Origin of the sequence: Gluconacetobacter brunescens (assembly GCF_048695475.1) — a bacterium.
In the GTDB taxonomy this organism is placed as follows: Bacteria; Pseudomonadota; Alphaproteobacteria; order Acetobacterales; family Acetobacteraceae; genus Gluconacetobacter.
Genome location: NZ_JBLHEN010000002.1, coordinates 376,831 through 394,167 on the forward strand (window position 1 = coordinate 376,831; position 17,337 = coordinate 394,167).

Annotated in this window: 12 protein-coding genes; 7 read left to right on the plus strand and 5 right to left on the minus strand. The window is 65.6% G+C overall.

Features of this window, described 5'->3' with window-relative positions; genetic code table 11:
- Positions 1-32: 32 nt before the first annotated feature.
- Complete coding sequence (locus tag ACMAUO_RS14000) at positions 33-830, minus strand: PRC-barrel domain-containing protein (protein ID WP_420357596.1); 798 nt, start codon at positions 828-830, stop codon at positions 33-35.
- A gap of 149 nt (positions 831-979) precedes the next feature.
- On the opposite strand from ACMAUO_RS14000, the gene ACMAUO_RS14005 reads away from it, so the two are divergent.
- Both ACMAUO_RS14005 and ACMAUO_RS14010 read left to right on the plus strand, forming a co-directional pair.
- The gene (locus tag ACMAUO_RS14005) at positions 980-1,702 is read left to right on the plus strand and encodes a response regulator (protein ID WP_420357597.1); all 723 of its coding nucleotides are present in this window, start codon (positions 980-982) and stop codon (positions 1,700-1,702) included.
- A 39-nt stretch (positions 1,703-1,741) separates the two neighbouring features.
- Positions 1,742-3,226, plus strand: coding sequence for an ATP-binding protein (locus ACMAUO_RS14010; protein ID WP_420357598.1), 1,485 nt, complete (start codon positions 1,742-1,744; stop codon positions 3,224-3,226).
- Between the two features lie 30 nt (positions 3,227-3,256).
- On the opposite strand, the gene ACMAUO_RS14015 is transcribed toward ACMAUO_RS14010, so the two are convergent.
- Together ACMAUO_RS14015 and ACMAUO_RS14020 are read right to left on the minus strand one after the other, a co-directional pair.
- The gene (locus tag ACMAUO_RS14015) at positions 3,257-5,719 is read right to left on the minus strand and encodes an ABC transporter permease (protein ID WP_420357599.1); all 2,463 of its coding nucleotides are present in this window, start codon (positions 5,717-5,719) and stop codon (positions 3,257-3,259) included.
- A gap of 435 nt (positions 5,720-6,154) precedes the next feature.
- A complete protein-coding gene (locus ACMAUO_RS14020) occupies positions 6,155-7,693 on the minus strand; it encodes an FAD-dependent monooxygenase (RefSeq protein ID WP_420357600.1) in 1,539 nt (512 codons plus the stop codon).
- A 421-nt stretch (positions 7,694-8,114) separates the two neighbouring features.
- On the opposite strand from ACMAUO_RS14020, the gene ACMAUO_RS14025 reads away from it, so the two are divergent.
- The 3 genes from ACMAUO_RS14025 (at position 8,115) to ACMAUO_RS14035 (ending at position 12,478) form a co-directional block, all read left to right on the plus strand.
- Positions 8,115-8,693, plus strand: coding sequence for a YqaA family protein (locus ACMAUO_RS14025; protein WP_420357601.1), 579 nt, complete (start codon positions 8,115-8,117; stop codon positions 8,691-8,693).
- Positions 8,694-8,787: 94 nt separating this feature from the next.
- The gene (locus ACMAUO_RS14030; protein WP_420357602.1) at positions 8,788-9,774 is read left to right on the plus strand and encodes an SDR family oxidoreductase; all 987 of its coding nucleotides are present in this window, start codon (positions 8,788-8,790) and stop codon (positions 9,772-9,774) included.
- A gap of 148 nt (positions 9,775-9,922) precedes the next feature.
- Positions 9,923-12,478, plus strand: a complete 2,556-nt coding sequence (locus tag ACMAUO_RS14035; RefSeq protein WP_420357603.1) for a cation-translocating P-type ATPase — start codon at positions 9,923-9,925, stop codon at positions 12,476-12,478.
- Positions 12,479-12,515: 37 nt separating this feature from the next.
- Here the strand turns inward: ACMAUO_RS14035 and ACMAUO_RS14040 are convergent, their stop codons facing one another.
- Positions 12,516-13,040, minus strand: a complete 525-nt coding sequence (locus tag ACMAUO_RS14040) for a hypothetical protein (protein ID WP_420357604.1) — start codon at positions 13,038-13,040, stop codon at positions 12,516-12,518.
- A gap of 243 nt (positions 13,041-13,283) precedes the next feature.
- Here ACMAUO_RS14040 and ACMAUO_RS14045 point away from each other — a divergent pair, with 243 nt between their 5' ends.
- Complete coding sequence (locus ACMAUO_RS14045; protein ID WP_420357605.1) at positions 13,284-14,165, plus strand: ABC transporter ATP-binding protein; 882 nt, start codon at positions 13,284-13,286, stop codon at positions 14,163-14,165.
- A 7-nt stretch (positions 14,166-14,172) separates the two neighbouring features.
- Positions 14,173-15,558 carry a hypothetical protein gene (locus ACMAUO_RS14050; protein ID WP_420357606.1) on the plus strand — a complete coding sequence of 462 codons (1,386 nt, stop codon included), beginning with the start codon at positions 14,173-14,175 and terminating at the stop codon, positions 15,556-15,558.
- Positions 15,559-15,708: 150 nt separating this feature from the next.
- On the opposite strand, the gene ACMAUO_RS14055 is transcribed toward ACMAUO_RS14050, so the two are convergent.
- The gene (locus tag ACMAUO_RS14055) at positions 15,709-17,004 is read right to left on the minus strand and encodes a hypothetical protein (protein ID WP_420357607.1); all 1,296 of its coding nucleotides are present in this window, start codon (positions 17,002-17,004) and stop codon (positions 15,709-15,711) included.
- Positions 17,005-17,337 lie beyond the last annotated feature (333 nt).

Sequence of the window (17,337 nt, forward strand, 5' to 3'; positions counted from 1 at the left end):
ACGGATCACCGCGCACCGATCGTCATGCAGGATCATCGCGCCATGAACCCCGCGCGTCCCGAGGCCGCATGCCCGTCCGGGGGCCCGTCTCCCCCACCGCCCGCGGCACCGGGCACCAGCGGCGGCGGCACGGGCTGGGGCTCGATCGACACCGGCCCCGGCTCGGCCTCGGCCGGCGCCATGACCGGCGGCACGACCGGTGCCACCGGCGCCGCCGCCGGCGCGGCCGGCACCACGGGCGCGGGCGGCGCCTGAATCACCGTCACATCCATCGAGGTCGCGTCATAGGCCGGCGCCGAGCGCACGCTGGCGGCGTCGATGCGCAGCTTGACCGGGCTCTTTTCCGTCAGCCCGCCCATCACGAACGCATCCCAGGCAATGGCGACACGCCGGTTGCCCACCCCCAGAAAGCCGCCGACATCCACCACGGCGGCGGCCGGGTGACCGTCCTGGTCCAGCAGCACGTCGATCACCTGCCCCACATGGTTGCCGTCGGGCGCCACCACGTCGCGGTCGATCAGGCTGCCCAGCCGGTGCGTGGCCGTGGCCGCCGCGCCATGATCATGCTCCGGCCGGGGCGGCGGCGGCGCCAGCAGGGCCGGCGGCGGCGGCGCCGTCAGTTCGGGAAGGTCGCCCGTCGGCATGTCCCGCGCGGGATTGCCGACCAGGGGCGCCCCCGGGGCGCCATCCGGCGCCGGCGCCACCTGCTCGGCCGCGCGCACCGCACCGGACGACAGGGCGAGAAGAACCGACAGCGCACCGAACAGAACCGCCGGACGCACGAAACGGCCGGGCGTACGCGCGACCGGGGACAGGGTGGAATGTTCCATCCCCAATCCTGTGCATGAACCGGGCGCTCCTGTCACAGGCTTCTAAGGGGGTCCGCGCCGTTTTTTTTGCCCACGGGCCCGGCCGGCCCCGATTGCAACCGAATGAAACACCGGCTGCACGCGCTGAAAAAGAGCGGTAAAGTAGGGGCATGGAGCCCCTGCCTCACATTCTGGTCGTCGATGACGACCGCGAAATCCGCGACCTTCTCGCCCGTTTCCTCGAACGCAACATGTTCCGCGTCACCACGGCGCGCGACGGACGCGAGACCCGCAAGGCGTGGCAGGCCGGTCATTACCAGATCGTGGTGCTGGACCTGATGCTGCCCGGCGAGACCGGGCTGGAACTCGCCCGCTGGCTGCGCGAGCAGGCCAATGTTCCCATAATCATGCTCACGGCGATGGGCGACGAGACCGATCGCATCATCGGGCTGGAAATGGGCGCCGACGACTACCTGCCCAAACCCTTCAATCCGCGCGAACTGCTGGCGCGAATCCGCGCCGTCCTGCGCCGCACGAGCGAAACCCCCGTCACGCGCGGCGCCGACGGCCAGTCGCAATGCCTCCATTTCTCGGGCTGGACGCTGGACGCCACGCGGCGGCGGCTGCTCAACCCCGACGGCACCGAGGTGGCGCTGACCGGCGGCGAATACGACTTGCTGACGGCCCTGCTCGACCGCGCCAACCGGGTGCTGACGCGCGACATGCTGTTCGACCTGCTGCGCGGCCGCCAGGCCGGCCCCTTCGACCGCGCGATCGACGTCGCCATCAGCCGCCTGCGCCGCAAGCTGGAGGATAACGGCCGCAACGCGCAGTTGATCAAGACGGTCCGCGGCGGCGGCTACGTGCTGGCATCCGATGTCGAACGCCGCTGATGCCCCGCGCCGGTGCCCCAGCCTGACGACCCACGCTGAATGAACGCCGCCGAGTCGGGCCCGGCCACCGAGACGCCGGCCCTTCCCCATCGCATGCTCCGCTGGTTCTGGCCCCGCTCGCTGGCGGCCCGCACCAGCCTGGTGCTGATCCTCGGGCTGGGGATCATCGAGGCCATCGGACTTGGCGTCCACGCGCTCGACCGCATCGATTTCGACCGTCGCATGATCCAGCAGGAAAGCCAGAATCATGTCGGCATGATCTACCGCTCGATCGTCGAGACCCAGCCGCAGAATCGCGAGGCCGAACTCGAAGCGCTGCACCCACCTGCGACCTTCCACATCACCCTCACCCCCGGCCCCGACCCCGACATGGTCGACCAGACGATCGACGAACCGATGGCCCACATGCGCATGGGCCAGCCCTCCTTCGGGCACCCGCCTTTCGACCACCAGCCTTTCGACCAGCCGCCCTTCGCCCGGGGCCCCCAGGGCCTGCCACCGCTGCCGGCCCATCTCCGGCCCCGGCAGATCCTGTTCGGCGCGCCGCCGCATGGCGCATCCGGGCGGGCTGTGGCCTTCCTGCTGCCCGACGAGACACGGTGGCTGACCATCCGCTATACCCTACCGTCGCCCAACCCGTTCCGCTCCCCCACCTTTCCCACCGCCTTCGCGCTGATGACGGTGGCCGGCAGCGTGCTGATCGTCTGGGGCGTGCGGCGGCTGGTCGCCCCCGTCGGCACCCTGGCGGCCGCCGCCGAAGCACTGGGCCGCGACGTCAACGCCCCACCGATGCCCGAGGACGGCCCGCTGGAAATCGCCCGCGCGGCCCAGGCCTTCAACACCATGGCCAGCCGCATCCGGCGCTTCCTGACCGACCGCACCCTGATGCTCACGGCGATCGGCCATGATCTGCGCACCCCGATCACCCGCCTGAAACTGCGCGCCGAATTCGTCGAGGACGACGAACTGCGCGGCAAGTTCCTGGCCGATCTCGACGAGCTGGAGGCCATGGTCTCCGCCACGCTGGCCTTCGGCCGCGACACCTCGCGGCGCGAACCGATGGGCCGGCTGGACCTGACGGCCCTGCTCCAGACCATCCTCGACGAGGCCGCCGAAACCCACCCCGACCAGGCCGAGGCGATCTGCTTCGCCGAACCGCCGCCGGCGGTCACGATCGAGGCCCGGCCGATGGCGCTGAAGCGCGCGCTCAACAACCTGATCCAGAACGCCATCCTCTATGGCGGCGGCGCCCGCGTCACGCTGGAAGCCCCGCAGCCGGAAAGCGAGGGCGAGCGCCTGGTCACGGTCCTGATCGAGGATGACGGCCCCGGCCTCCCCCCCGAGGATCTGAACCGGATGTTCGAGCCCTTCGTGCGCGCCGAAGTCAGCCGCAACCGCGAAACCGGCGGCACCGGCCTGGGCCTGGCGATCGCCCGCAACATCATCTGGGGCCTCGGCGGCGACATCCGCCTGGGCAACCGCACCCCGCACGGCCTCCGCGTCACCGTCACCCTCGTCTGCTAGAATCCAAAGCGGAAACGAGGCAAATATACCTCATTCCGCCCGCAGCGCCCGAGCCGGCTCGACGCGGGAGAGACGGAGGGCCTGCCCGATTACCGTCAGTGTGGCGATGGCCAGGGCACCGCCAACGGCGATCACGAAAGCCGCCGGCCCCAGTGCGATCCGCTCGTCGAAGGCCGAAAGCCAACCGCGCATGATGAGCCAGCCAGCCGGGCAGGCCAGCACGCAGGCGAAGGCAACCGGACGCAGGAAATCGCACAGCAGCAGCCCCATCACCTGCCCGCCCGTGGCGCCGAGAGTCTTGCGGATGCCGATTTCGTGGATGCGTCGCGCGGCGGCAAAAGAGGCCAGGCCGTAAAGCCCGAGTGCTGCAATGACCATTGCCGCGACAGCGCCGAGCGTGAAGATACGGCCGCGCTGCTCGTCGCCCCGGTAGTAGACGTCCAGGCGTTGCTCCGGCGTCTGGAACTGGCCGGCCACGTCGGGCAACACGTCCGCCCAGGCCCGGCGAAGGCGCTTCTCCATCTCCATTGCCGGGACGCCCGCAAAGCGCACTGCGGGAATCGGGCTATTATAACGGTTCTCTTTCAGCGAATTGAAGAAGAGGATGCCGGGAAAGACCGGCTGGCGCGGGGATTCGAAGCGAACATCGGCAATCACCCCGATGATCCGGGCCATCCAGTGATCCGAGTCGATCACCTTGCCGATCGCGTCGGCGGGCGTGGCAAATCCGAATTTCGCCACCGCCGTCGCATTGAGAATGACATTCCCGATTGCCTGAGGGTCCCTGCGATAATCCGGTGTCTCGTCCTGCCCGCGTGCCGGGTCGAACCAGCGACCAGCAAGCAGCCTCGGACGATAGACGTCGCGATAACCGGCATCGACCATATCCCGAAGAAGGACCACGCTGGCCGTGCCATGGGCGCCGTCATAGGTATAGTTCCACTGGTTCCTGATACCCGGCCTGGGAGCAAGCATCCCGAAGGCGAGCGATTGTACGCCCGGAACCGCGCGAAGCGCCTCCCGCAGCCGCCGCTGGACCGCGATATCGTCGCTCGGTATCAACGAGCCGATCAGAAGGCCCGACCTTTCATAGCCCTGGTCCGCGCTGCGCAGGAAATCCGTCTGCCGATGGATGACGACCATGCCGATGACGATCGTGACGGCAATGGCAAACTGACCGATCACCAAGCCGTCGCGCAGTCGGGCCGCCCCCCGACCGCCCGAGGGCATCTTCGCCGCCGCCAACACGGCGGCGGGCCGATATCCCGACAGGACCAGCGCGGGGTACACGCCGCAGGCAAGGCCACAGCCCACCACGACAAGCATCAGCATGCCGAGCACGAAGCCATAGCGTATCGCAAGCCCCTCCCCCATCAGGCTCGCGACTTCCGGTACAAGCATCTCGCACAAGGCCAGGCCCAGCGCGCCGGCACCTGCCGTCAGGAACAGCGCCTCGCCCATGAACTGAAGAAAGAGTGCCCGTCGCGTGCCGCCGAGGGTCTTGCGTATGGCGACCTCGCGCGCCCGAAGGAGCGAACGCGCCGTGGCGAGGTTCACCGCATTGGCACAGGCCAAGGCGAGGGCCAGCACCCCGATCAGCCCGATCCCGTCGATGACGTTCCGGTCCACGCCATTGGACGCATCGATCACGTGGGCATCGTGGAAGCGCGCGGCGCGCATCTGCACCAGGACGAGCGCGAAGGTCTTCTCGGGATGTGGGCCAAGACTGGCTTCATCGCCATCGGAACCCGACGCGCGCCGTATGACGAAGTCGCGCAGCCGTGCCTCGACCGAGGCGATATCGGCCGACCGATGGAGTTTAAGATAGACCGAGCCGCAGGAACTGCCCCAGTGGAGGTAACAGGCGCGGCTCTTCTCGTCGTTCGCTGGAATGGAAACCAGCATTTCAGTGCCCGCGAGGAAGTTCGGCCCTGCTACGCCCCTCATGATTCCGGTCACGACATGGCGGCTCATTTCGCCATCGCTATCCACCGTTAGGGCCCGGCCCAGCACATCCGACGTGCCGAACACCCGTTTCGCCGCCGTCTCGGACAGCACGAGCCCGTCCGGCCGGGCAAGCGCGTCCCCGGTGCCCTGTACAAGCCGCGCGCCGAATACCCGCAGGAAGGATGGATCGACATGGGCGGCGTCGAAATGGACAAAATCGCCGTCGCGACGGACCTGGAGCGTGTCGCTTTCGATGCGGACGGCATCCTCGATTTCCGGAAAGTCCGCACGCAGGAACGGCAGGGCACGGAAGGTGACGGCCTCGTATTCTCTCGTCGCCGTTCCCGGCTCGCTGCTGCGCATGTCTACCCGCACCAGGCGGTCAACATCCAACAATCCGGCATTATAGCTGTATTCGTACCGGACCAGCAGGGAGAGCGTGAGAAAGACGCCGATCCCCAGGGCAAGACCAAGGACATTGAGCCCGACATAAAGAGGATGCCGCCGTGCCTGACGTGCAACGCTGCGCAAGGTCATGCCAAGCATCTGTACGGATTCCCTCGGATAGCGTTGCGAAATGGAGACGACGAAGACCGGACGGCTTTTGACAAGTATGCCTACGGAAACCGCAGATTACTTTTTAAAGCGCTTCCTTATTTTCAGACATCCGGCTCCGGCGTATTCCATATCCTGTTTCTTTACGACAGCGACGAGCGTATCACGATTTCAGAAAACCATATCATTTTGAAAAACAAGAAAGATTTTTGAACTTCCTCCCGGACCTGTCCGAAGTCGAACACGCTGTCCGGAAGCGAACACCCGGGAAGCACCGTCAAGACGAAAACAAACGTAGCCGTAACGAATTGGCGAGAACGAGGGCCAGCGTCTGCTCACGGTCCCGACCAAGGATGACGATCGCGCGCAACATCATCTGGAGCCTCGGCAGCGACATCAGGCCTGGGCAACCGCACACCACAGGGGCTACGCGCCACCGTTACGCGATGACAACAGCCATTGTGACAAGCTTTGGGCGGCCTCGGAGCCCTCCGAAGGGTGATCGCTTGCCCAGGCGACAAAACCATCGGGACGAATGAGCAAGGTTTGCAGGCCTGACCGGTTCTTTGCGTCGCACACCACATAGGAAAGCTGACTTCGATAGCGATCGGCAAGCGTTCGCAAGGAATCACTTCCACTGAAGTCGAGCAGGAGCATGCGCCCATGCCGAAGGTGCTCGTTCAGGCGCGTCCCGTCACTCAGCTCGAAATCGGGTGCGCTCCGTCCTGTCAGCGGATGATCGCCCCCCAGATTGTAGCACACCGCAACGCCCCAGACCCGCTCGGCGATATAGGTTGCGCCATCCCGCGTCGCGATCAGATCGCGGACGATAGCTCGGAGCGCCTGCGAACCTCGGTTCGGCCGCATCAGCGCGACCTGTGCGCGGGACCAGTCGAGGATCTGCTCGGCAACCGGTCGCCGCTCGCGCTGATAGCTGTCAAGCAGTCCAGCGGCGGCATCGCCGCGAATGGTTGCGGCGAGCTTCCAGCCGAGATTCATCGCGTCACCAAGACCGAGATTGAGGCCCTGGCCACCCAGCGGTGAGTGGACGTGGGCGGCATCCCCGGCGAGCAGCACGCGCGCCCTTCGGTACTCGGTCGCCAGACAGGCCCGATCGGTCCAGGTGGTGGCCAGTTCGAGCGTCGTCACTTCGACCTGGGTACCGGAGATGCGCCGCAGGACCGTCTGGATATGATCGCGCGTGATCGGCTGCCCCCGGTGACAGGCCCCGCCGTCGAACGCGATCATTCTGACCATGTCCGGCCGGTCGAAGATGTAGGTGCCGGTCGGCGTCGCATGATGACCCGGCTCGAGCATGGACGGATCGGCGAACGCAACCCTGGCGAAGTAGCCGGTGAACTCGGGGTCCGTCCCCGTGAAACCGAAACCGGCGGCCTTGCGCACTATGCTACGGCCACCATCGCAGCCGACAAGCCAGCGTCCCCGGAATGCGCGCCCATCTGCCCGGACGGTGACATCGTCATCCGTAATCTCGAGGCCCGAGACACGAAAACCGCATCTGATTGTGACCCCGAGTGCCTTCGCGCGGTCTGTGAGAACCGCTTCGATGCTCGCCAGATCGGCGGCAATAGGGCCGCCCGCGTGTGGCAGGTGACAGGGCCACCGCGCCTGGTCGATCTGGTCGAGAAAGAAGTCGATACCAGCAAAATGCCCGCCAGGCCTGCGTTCCTGCTTCATCCACGGAGATGCCGCAGCGATCTCCCCATCGGGGATCCGGGCCTTGAGGGAGGCCAAAAGGCCTCGCCTGTCGAAGCTCTCGATGGTCGGCATGGAGAGACCACGCAATCCGAAAGGCGCACGCTTCAACGGCGTAATCATTTCACGCGCCTGTTCGAGCACCTGCACCGTGCAACCGGCCAGGCGCAGCTCGCATGCAAGCAACAGACCGACCGGGCCAGCGCCGGCAATCAGGACATCGTGGTCGTCAGGAATGGGCACATTCATGGTTCTGCTCCGTTGTCGCCGTTCGACCGGAGCGTTTCTCGAACCTGAGACCCGCAGGGACGAACGTGGGAACGCCGGCAAGCGTCCTTCGTTCGTCGCGGGGATCTCGTGCACGAAGCCAAAGACCAGAGCGTCCATTACTGGAAGGACTTGGGCTTACCAAACCAAGTCTGCCTTTTCCGACATCGCATTTTTAGTGCGTTGTCTACAGCGGCACAATGGTTGTACGGCCATCTCGGTTGACGGCAGCTTTCAGCCAGGCCCATCGGGAGTGTGAACGACCGGGAAGAAGGCGGAAGCGGCCGTGCTTGCAAACGGCATCATCATCCTTTGTCAAACATGCGCCGCTTGCTCACACCGCGCTTGTCGGGCGTTGTATCGGATGGCATTCCGGCCTGACATCCGACATGGCGAACCGATCATGCTCGACCGACTCTACGCCCGCACCCTCTCCCTCGCCGCCAGCCGCCACGCCCCGCTCTGGCTGGCAGTGATCGCGTTCGCCGAAGCCAGCGTCTTTCCCCTGCCGCCCGATATCCTGCTGGTGCCGATGGTGCTGGCCCATCGCGACCGCGCCTGGGCGCTGGCGGCGCTCTGCACGCTGGCCAGCGTCTGCGGCGGCCTGCTGGGCTGGTATATCGGCGCGGTCCTGCTGCAACACGTCGCCATGCCGATCATCCATTTCTACCACGCGGAATCCCGGCTGCTCGCCTTGCAGGACCAGTTCCGCCAGTGGGGCGTGGCGATCATCCTCTTCAAGGGCCTCACGCCGATCCCCTTCAAGATCGTCACCATCGCCAGCGGCGCCGCGCATTTTCCGCTGCTGCCCTTCGTCCTGGCCTGCATTGCCACGCGCGGCGCCCGCTTTTTCCTGCTCGCCGCCCTGCTCCGCCGCTACGGCGCGCCGATCCAGTCCTTCATCGAACGCCGCCTGACCCTGGTGGCCGCCCTGTTCGGCGTCGTGCTCGTCGGCGGCTTCGCGGCCCTGAAATATCTGTAGAACGCATGCCCGGGCATAACCGCCCCGACTTGCGGCACGCGGGAACCAAGAGCAAACAGGGCAGCAGACAGACTAGCCCAGCGGAGCCCGCCCCATGCCTCACCAGATCGCCGTCATTACCGGAGCCGGTGCCGGAATCGGCCGCGCCACCGCGCGGACCCTGGCCCGCGCGGGCTGCGACGTCGCGCTGATCGGCCGCGACGCGGCCCGGCTGGAAGACGCGGCGGCCGAACTGGCCGCCCTGCACATCCGCACCCTCGCCATACCCGCCGACGTCACCGACGCCGAGGCGCTGGAACGCGCGGCCGACCAGATCGAAGCCACGCTGGGCCCGATCACGCTCTGGGTAAACTGCGCCGGCGCCGGCGTCAGCGGCCAGTTCGTGGAACTGTCGCCCGAGGAAATCCGCCGCGCGACCGAGGTCACCTACCTGGGCACCGTCTTCGGCACCCGCACGGCGCTGATCCGCATGCGGCGGCGCGGCTACGGCACCATCGTCAATCTCGACGCCATCTCCCTGCCGCGCCCGCTGCGCAGCATCGAAAGCGGCGCACGGGCCGCGATCCGCGCCTTCACCGAAAGCCTGCGCCCCGAAATCCTGCATGACGGCGACCGCATCCTGCTCTCGCTGGTCAGCCTGCCGGCCATCAACACCCCGCGCTTCGTCTGGACGCGCAACCATACCGGCAAGCGCCTGCGCCCCGCCGGCCCGGTCTTCGAGCCCGAAATCGCGGCCGAGGCGATCAGCCGCGCCGCCTTCGGCCGCCACCGCGACGTCCGGGTGGGCCTGTCGGGCATCGGCCATCACGTGGCCGCCCTGCTGGCCCCCGCGCTGCTGGACCGGCGCCAGGCCGACCACGCCTATCACCAGCAACTGGAAAAATACCCCGCCCCCGACAACACGCCGGACAATCTGTTCACCCCGGTCTCCGGCGCCCACGGCGCGCACGGCCCCTTCGACCATCTCAGCCGGCGCACCATGCCGGTGCTGCTGACCACCACCCTGCGCACGATCCTCACCGGCGCCGCCCTGGCCGCCGGCGTGGGTGCGATCGTCGCCACCCTGCGCCGGAAGCGCTGAGGGGCCGGGGCCCGACGATTTTTTTCACGCCCACGGCATCTCCGGCACGGGATCGCGCGCTTGGCTCTTCGCGGGTTCAGCCGATAGCGGCTGAACGCCCGCCAGGCCCGGGCGCGGCGTCGCCTCCCGTCGACAGGAGACCGCCTCCGTGGACCAGCCGGCAGACGCCCCCCTCTCCGGCCTGAGCGAGCCGGAAGCCCGCGCAAGACTGAAAGCCGACGGCTTCAACGAACTCCCCCGCCAGGAACACCGCACCCCGCTGGCCATCATGGGCGAGGTCCTGCGCGAGCCCATGCTCGCCCTGCTGCTGGTGGGCGGCGGCATCTATCTCCTGCTGGGCAACCTGCACGAGGCGCTGATCCTGCTGGCCTTCGCCTGCGCTTCCATCGCCATCACCGTGATTCAGGAAACCCGGACCGAACGGGTGCTGGACGCGCTGCGCGACCTGACAAGCCCCCGGGCGCTGGTCATCCGTGACGGCACGCGCCAGCGCATTCCCGGCCGTGACGTGGTCCGGGGCGATCTCATCGTGCTCGCCGAAGGCGACCGGGTCCCGGCCGACGCGCTGCTGGTGCTGGCACAGGACCTGCTCGCCGACGAATCCCTGCTGACGGGCGAAGCCGTCGCCGTGCGCAAATCCGTCGCGGCCACAACGCCCCCCGCGCCCCGTCCCGGCGGCGACGACCAACCCTTCGTCTATTCCGGCTCGCTCATCGTGCGCGGCAGCGGCCTCGCCGAAGTGCGCGCCACCGGTCCGGGCAGCGAGATCGGCCGCATCGGCCAGTCGCTCCGCATGCTGGAGACCGAACCACCCCGCCTGCGCGCCCAGACGGCCCGCCTGACCCGCCTCTGCGCGATCGGCGGCGGCCTGGTCAGCCTGCTGGCCCTGGTGCTGTACGGCACCATGCGCGGCGGCTGGCTCGACGCGGTGCTGGCCGCCATCACGATCGGCATGAGCATGCTGCCGGAGGAATTTCCGGTCGTGCTCACCGTGTTCATGGCGATGGGGGCCTGGCGCATCTCCCGCGCGCGCGTGCTGACCCGCCGCGCGGCCGCCATCGAAACCCTCGGCTCGGCCACCGTGCTCTGTACCGACAAGACGGGAACCCTGACCGAGAACCGCATGTCGATCGCCGAACTCCGGGCAAGCGACGGCGCGGCCATGGCCCCTCCCGCCCCCCTGACGGCCCTCTCGCCACAGACCCGGGCACTGGCCTTCCACGGCCTGCTGGCCAGTGCCCCCCAGCCGTTCGACCCGATGGAAACCGCCTTCCACGATTTCGCCCGCACGTCCCTGCCCGCCAGCCCGCTCCCGGCGCAATCGGGCTGGACCCTCGCACGCACCTACGGCCTGCGCCCCGACCTGCTGGCCGTGACACAGGTCTGGCAACCGGACGCCACAAAGCCCGCCTGCATGGTCGCCGCAAAGGGCGCGCCGGAAGCCATCGCCACACTCTGCCATCTCGACGACATACAGCGCGCCGCCATCGGCCAGGCCCTCGACGCCATGGCCGCCAGGGGGCTGCGCGTCCTCGGCGTCGCGAAAGGCGCATATGAAGGAACGGATTTTCCCGAAACCCCGCACGGTTTCGCCTTCCAGTTCCTCGGCCTCGTCGGCATTGCCGATCCCGTGCGGCCAAGCGTGCCGGCGGCGGTGCGCGACTGCCGGTCGGCCGGCATCCGCGTCATGATGATCACCGGCGACTACCCGGAAACGGCCCGCGCCATCGCCCGCGCGGCCGGGATCGAAAACGGCGAAACCGTCCTGACCGGCGCCGCCATCGCAACGCAGGCCGAGCCCGACCTGCGCGAACAACTCCGCACCGCAACCATCTGCGCCCGCATCATGCCGGAACAGAAGCTGCGGATCGTGCAGGCCCTGAAAGCCGGCGACGCAATCGTTGCCATGACGGGCGACGGCGTCAACGACGCACCGGCGCTGAAGGCCGCGCATATCGGCATCGCCATGGGCGGACGCGGCACCGACGTGGCGCGCGAGGCCGCCGCCATCGTCCTGCTCGATGACGATTTCGGCTCCATCGTCACCGCCATCCGCCTGGGCCGGCGCATCTACGACAATCTGCGCAAGGCGATGGGCTTCGTCTTCGCCGTGCATGTGCCCATCGCCGGCCTGGCGCTGCTGCCGCTGGTCCTGGACTATCCCCTCATCTTCTCCCCGATCCACATCGCGTTCCTGGAGATGATCATCGACCCGGTCTGCACCATGGCCTTCGAGGCCGAGACCGAGGAAGACGACGTCATGCGCCGCCCACCTCGCTCCCCCTCCGAATCCCTGTTCTCGCGGCCGCTGATCGTCTGGAGCCTGCTCCAGGGCCTGCTTGTTTTCATGCTGGTGGGCGGCCTCTTCATGCTCGCCACCCTGCGCGCCATGCCGGCCGAGGAATCGCGCGCCCTCACCTTCGTCTCGCTGGTGCTCTCGATCGTCAGCCTGATCCTCGTGAACCGGTCGTTCAGCACATCCCTGGTCACGGCCATAAGGCGGCCCAATGCCACCCTGGTCTGGATTCTCGGGACGATGATCACCCTCCTCGCCGCCAGCCTGCTCGTGCCGGCCATCCGAAGCCTCTTCCGCTTCGCCCCCCTGCATTGGCACGATCTGGGATTGAGCATCGGCGCGGCCGCCACCGTCCTGATCATGCTGGAAATCGCCAAGACCTACTGGCGCGATCGTTTAAGATTCTGAAAGCCCGACCAGGAACGGCCTCGGCCTCGCTCCCGCCTCACCATTTGATCCGCATGCCGGCGGTCAACGCGCCGGTGCCCACATTGCTGCCGGTATTCGTCTCCCGATGGCCGGCGAACATATTGATGGTCAGGTCCATGCCCGGCACGCCCTTGACGGGATAGGCAGCGGTCACGGTCCGCCCCGTCTCCATCGGCACGGGGCTGGCATTGCTCTGCTCGATATCGAACGGCCCCACATGCCCCGTCCCACCGGATGCCGGCGGCGCCAGCGAAAATGTCGAAGCAGTCACCGCGTACCCCGATTGCCCGCTCCCCACCCCTCCGCGCGCCGCCGCCATACCGGCCTCCCCGGCGCCGACACCCCCCGGTTCGGCAGTTCGCGGCACCGCCATTGTGGGCGTCGGCGGCATAAAATAGGATGCAGCCGGCGCACCGGAAGCAGGCCGCCCCACGGTCGCCATCGCGACGACCACACCGATGCGAAAGAACGGCCATTGTCCCTCCGCCACACCATGGGGCGACCGGACAGGCCGGCCCTCTCTCCCCGGGGGCAATGTCATACACATGGGCAGGCATCCAGATTGTAACATCCATGCAACATGCCGCAGGAAAGCGCGAGACCTGAAATCAGGAATTGCGACCATTCACCAGCCCGCGACACAAAGCGTTATTCCGGCATGGGGATGATCCCATCCGCACCGGTCCTGCCCGCCCAACACAACAGCACCGCCCGCCCCTCGACCCGCTTGACAGAAAATCCCCCACCGCTCCAACGTCCCGCGATGTTTTCCGAAGCGCGGACGATGACAGATCAGGACACCCCATCACCGGCCATCCCCGATCGGGAGGCCCCGGTACAGATCACACATCTGCGCAAGATCCTCGGCGGCCGTGCCATTCTCGACGATTTCAGCCTGACGCTGCGCCCCGGCGAGATCGCGGCCCTGCTCGGCCCCAACGGCGCCGGCAAGACCACCCTGATCGGCTGCCTGCTCGGCCTGCTCTCGGCCGATGCCGGCACGGTGCGGCTATGGGGCGAGGACGCCTCCGCCCTGCGCGCCGAAACCAGGGCGCGCATCGGCTTCGTTCCCCAGACCATGACCGGCTTTACCTGGTTCCGGGTCGGGGAACTGATGGCCTATCTGGCCGCCTACCGCGCCCGCCCCAACGACGCCGAAGACCGGACATGGGAGGAATGGGCCGCCCTCGACCCCACCGCGCGGATCAAGACGCTCTCGGGCGGCGAGCGCCAGCGGCTGGCGATCGTGCTCGCCCTGCGCTTCTGCCCCGACCTGATCGTACTGGACGAACCCGTCGCCAGCCTCGACCCGCAGGCCCGCTACGATTTCATGCGCCTGCTGCCGGCCTATGCGCGGCGCACGGGTGCCAGCGTGCTGATCTCCTCGCACATCATCTCCGATCTTCAGGACATCAGCGACCGCTTCATCATGATGCGCCATGGCCAGATCATGCTGGACATGACGGCACCGGAGATCGCGGCCACCGTCCGCCGCCTCTCCACACAGCCCGAAACAGGGTGGGGCGTCGAGATCATCGCCGACCAGGGAGCGGAAGGCGTGTGGGTGCGCGGCTGGCACCCGGCGCTGGATGACGCGGCGGCGGGCGCGGGCAACATCCTGCTGCCGGGCGATGTCGAACGGCTGTTCCTGGCCCTCACCCGATAGCCGCCCGATGAACGACACCCTGCGCGCGCTCCGGCTCTACGCCTCGCCGGTCTTCATCCGGGAAAACCCTACCCTGATCTCGGCGGCGGTCTATCTCACCATCACCGCCTTCAACCTGCGCCCATCCACATCCGGGCATGAGCCCAGCATCCACGATATCGGCATGTTCTGGTGGCTGGCGCAGCAAGGGCTGTTCACCGGTCTGTGCTGCCAGTACTGGCGCCAGGTGCGCTCGCCGCTGGCGGCCATGTATCCGCGCCTGATCGGGGCGGAATACCGGGCGATCCACGTCATGCTCGTGCTGGGCCTGCTGCTGCTGGCCGTGCCCGCCCTCATGCTGGGCCTGCCCCTGCTCAACGTGCTGGCGCTGGAATCCCTCAATCTTTCCCTCAGTACCGGCAGCGACCTGGTCGGACCGAAGATCCTGCGGCCTCGCCTGCGCAAGGTCCGCACCGCCATCGTGCTGGGCCTGTTCGTCGTGTTCCTGCTCCCCAGGATGCAGGATCTCCTGATGAAGGCGCCATGGTTCGTGGCCCTGGGCCTGCTGGCCGTGGCCCTGCCGGCGGCGCTGGTCGAACTCCATCACAGCCCCTTCGCCCATCCGGGCACGCCCGCACCCGCCACCCCCGCCATCCGGCCAGGCCGCAAGCCCCCGAACGCCGCGATCCAGGCGCTGATCCGCGCGCTGATGTGGCAGCCGCCGCGCCTGCGCGCGGTACCGCTGCCCAACGGCCTGGCCTCGGGCGCGCCACTGGGGCTGCTCGCACAGTCGGCCGTCATCCTGGCGGCGGTCACGGGCTTCGGCCTGCTGGTCAACACCATCAGCACGTTGCACGGCCCCACGCTCCAGGATGCGCGCTCGGCCGCCACCGCCGCGCTGGGCCAGGTCGCGATGCTCGGCGCCGTGGCCCTCCCCAACTGGATGCTGTCGCGCCGCGACTGGCCGTTCCTGCTGTCGCTCGGCCCATTCGGCGCGCGGGCGGATTTCGCGCGCGCGCTCTACCGCGCCCATGCCGGCCGCGCGCTGATGGCCGGCCTGATCCTGGGCCTGTTCACCGCCCTGGCCGCCAGCCTGATCGGCGCGGTCCCCCCGCTGCGCGCGCTGGCGGCATGGCCGGCACTGGCCGCCGTCATCGTCGGCGGCAGCTACCTGCCCAGCCTGGCGGTGCTCTCGTCCCTGACCAATCGTCCGGGCATCATCCTGATGCTGTCGATGCTGGGCAGCCTGGCCGGCATCCAGATCTACACCGAACTCCTGTTCGCCAGTTCCCCGATGCCTCCACTGGCCTGGGGGCTCCCCATCGTGGCCGTCGCCTTCGCGCTGCTGATGGCCCACCTGGCCCCCCGCGCCCTGGCCCGCGCCGACTGGCCCATCGAGCCTCCCTCCCTCTGAGCCCCCCCCCGGCGCTCCCAAAGATTAAAAACTTAAAGCGATAACTCTATCCATGAAAATTATATTTTTCATAAAAAGAAATACTATCCAAAAACGCGCATAGAGGCGACCGTTTTCGCAGACCGCACGGAGGTCCGTTCCCGCAATCGATCAGGAAAGCCATTTTTCTGAAAATTCCATCAGACGGTCATCAAGATTCCCATCCACGGGACGACTGAACCGGGTCAGATGAGAGACGAAAATGTCCGCGCTTTCGCTGATCTTGTCTTCTTCTATATCCAACAGAAAATTCTCATAGAGGAAAGCAGCATATTTTTCGAGCGCCTCCTTTATCGTTCCCCAATTACGACCTGATATGATCGTATCGACAAAGCTGTCGACGCTATCGAAGTCTCCAATAAAGGGCGGCACGCCATCATGATATAACGGGCTTTTGGACAAAAGGCCAAAGGGCTTGCCGAAGAAAATCGCGTCGAACTGAATCGTCGTCAACGTAAACAAAAAACAATCCGATGCCGAAAGAAGTGACGCTACATTTTCCTTCACTTCAATGACATCGTCAGAAAATGAAATATCAATTTTCTTATTGTTTATTTCATTGAACGGATGTTCCTGAACCAGAACACAGAAACCCTTCCTCACGAACGACGCGGCGACCTCCATCACCCTCGATTGCATTTTTTCGGAAGAAATATCATGGGCATCTCGGATGGCACTTCTGTAAAGAGTATTTAAATGCGGCTCTCCATGAGTAAAAATCGTAACAATCTTCTTTTCTTCTGAAATTCCGTATTTTTCTTTCAGTTCTTCTTTCGATATGTCACGAGCCGCATCATACCTGGAGAGATCATGTTCTCCATTCGATTTATTCCTGAGATACTCGATGGTACGCGGCGCAGGAACGTATTTTCGCAAAACCCGATCAATTGTAAAACTTCTGTTGATCTCACTGAGATAGTTATTCTCGCACACATCGAACATCAGCGAATGACGAACCCAGCCGCGCTCGCCAAACCACAAGGGAATATCCCTGACCTGCGCCTCATTACGCAAGACACGCATGACAGGATTCATGCTTTGCCACCCGATAACCGATGATGGTCGAAAGGCCTCCAGAACGTCCGAAAAATAGTCGTAAGCCGCGGAGAGACTTTTATAGGCTATTCTACAGCTACACCCATACCATTGCATGACGTCACTGATTTCAGCTTTATCTATCTTTTTATTTCTTTTGGATATTTTTACTCTCAAAAAATCGGTCATGAGGTACGGAAGCGGCACAACCTTCAATCCGGGAATATTTATTTCCGTCGTTGACAGCAATATGAGAACATACCCCTCTTCATCCATTTTTTTCGCCACAATTCGCCAAAAATTACAAATGGTTTTATCCACATATTCTGGCACGCAATTGATTGCTATGACTGTATTTACTTCCATTGTCATTTAAAGCCATTCATATTTATATATATTTATTATGCTATGGCTTCAACGCAAGGAGTTCAAGTCAGTAGCGGTATCCGATTGTAACCGCTCACATGGCTGGCAGTTTGTCTTGCGATCGGACGAATGCGCCCTTTCCGGTAACAGCCTGTTTGGCAATGCGCGCCGGTAAGCGAGAGCGGCCCCATAAGGACCACCCGCCGCGAACCACAGGAAACGCGCGCCGGATCGCCGCCGGCATGCATTGCCAACGGCTCCAAGGCGCGCAGTTCCGATGACGGAGCGATAACCGGCGTAGATTTGTCCGTCCCGTTCCGATCGGACATCGTTGGCGCC

Coding starts and splice junctions, on each gene's coding strand:
- ACMAUO_RS14000 (WP_420357596.1), bottom strand. CDS start 830: ATGGAACATTCCACCCTGTCCCCGGTCGCGCGTACGCCCGGCCGTTTC.
- ACMAUO_RS14020 (WP_420357600.1), bottom strand. CDS start 7,693: ATGAATGTGCCCATTCCTGACGACCACGATGTCCTGATTGCCGGCGCT.
- ACMAUO_RS14030 (WP_420357602.1), top strand. CDS start 8,788: ATGCCTCACCAGATCGCCGTCATTACCGGAGCCGGTGCCGGAATCGGC.
- ACMAUO_RS14015 (WP_420357599.1), bottom strand. CDS start 5,719: ATGCTTGGCATGACCTTGCGCAGCGTTGCACGTCAGGCACGGCGGCAT.
- ACMAUO_RS14040 (WP_420357604.1), bottom strand. CDS start 13,040: ATGACATTGCCCCCGGGGAGAGAGGGCCGGCCTGTCCGGTCGCCCCAT.
- ACMAUO_RS14045 (WP_420357605.1), top strand. CDS start 13,284: ATGACAGATCAGGACACCCCATCACCGGCCATCCCCGATCGGGAGGCC.
- ACMAUO_RS14010 (WP_420357598.1), top strand. CDS start 1,742: ATGAACGCCGCCGAGTCGGGCCCGGCCACCGAGACGCCGGCCCTTCCC.
- ACMAUO_RS14050 (WP_420357606.1), top strand. CDS start 14,173: ATGAACGACACCCTGCGCGCGCTCCGGCTCTACGCCTCGCCGGTCTTC.
- ACMAUO_RS14055 (WP_420357607.1), bottom strand. CDS start 17,004: ATGACAATGGAAGTAAATACAGTCATAGCAATCAATTGCGTGCCAGAA.
- ACMAUO_RS14025 (WP_420357601.1), top strand. CDS start 8,115: ATGCTCGACCGACTCTACGCCCGCACCCTCTCCCTCGCCGCCAGCCGC.
- ACMAUO_RS14005 (WP_420357597.1), top strand. CDS start 980: ATGGAGCCCCTGCCTCACATTCTGGTCGTCGATGACGACCGCGAAATC.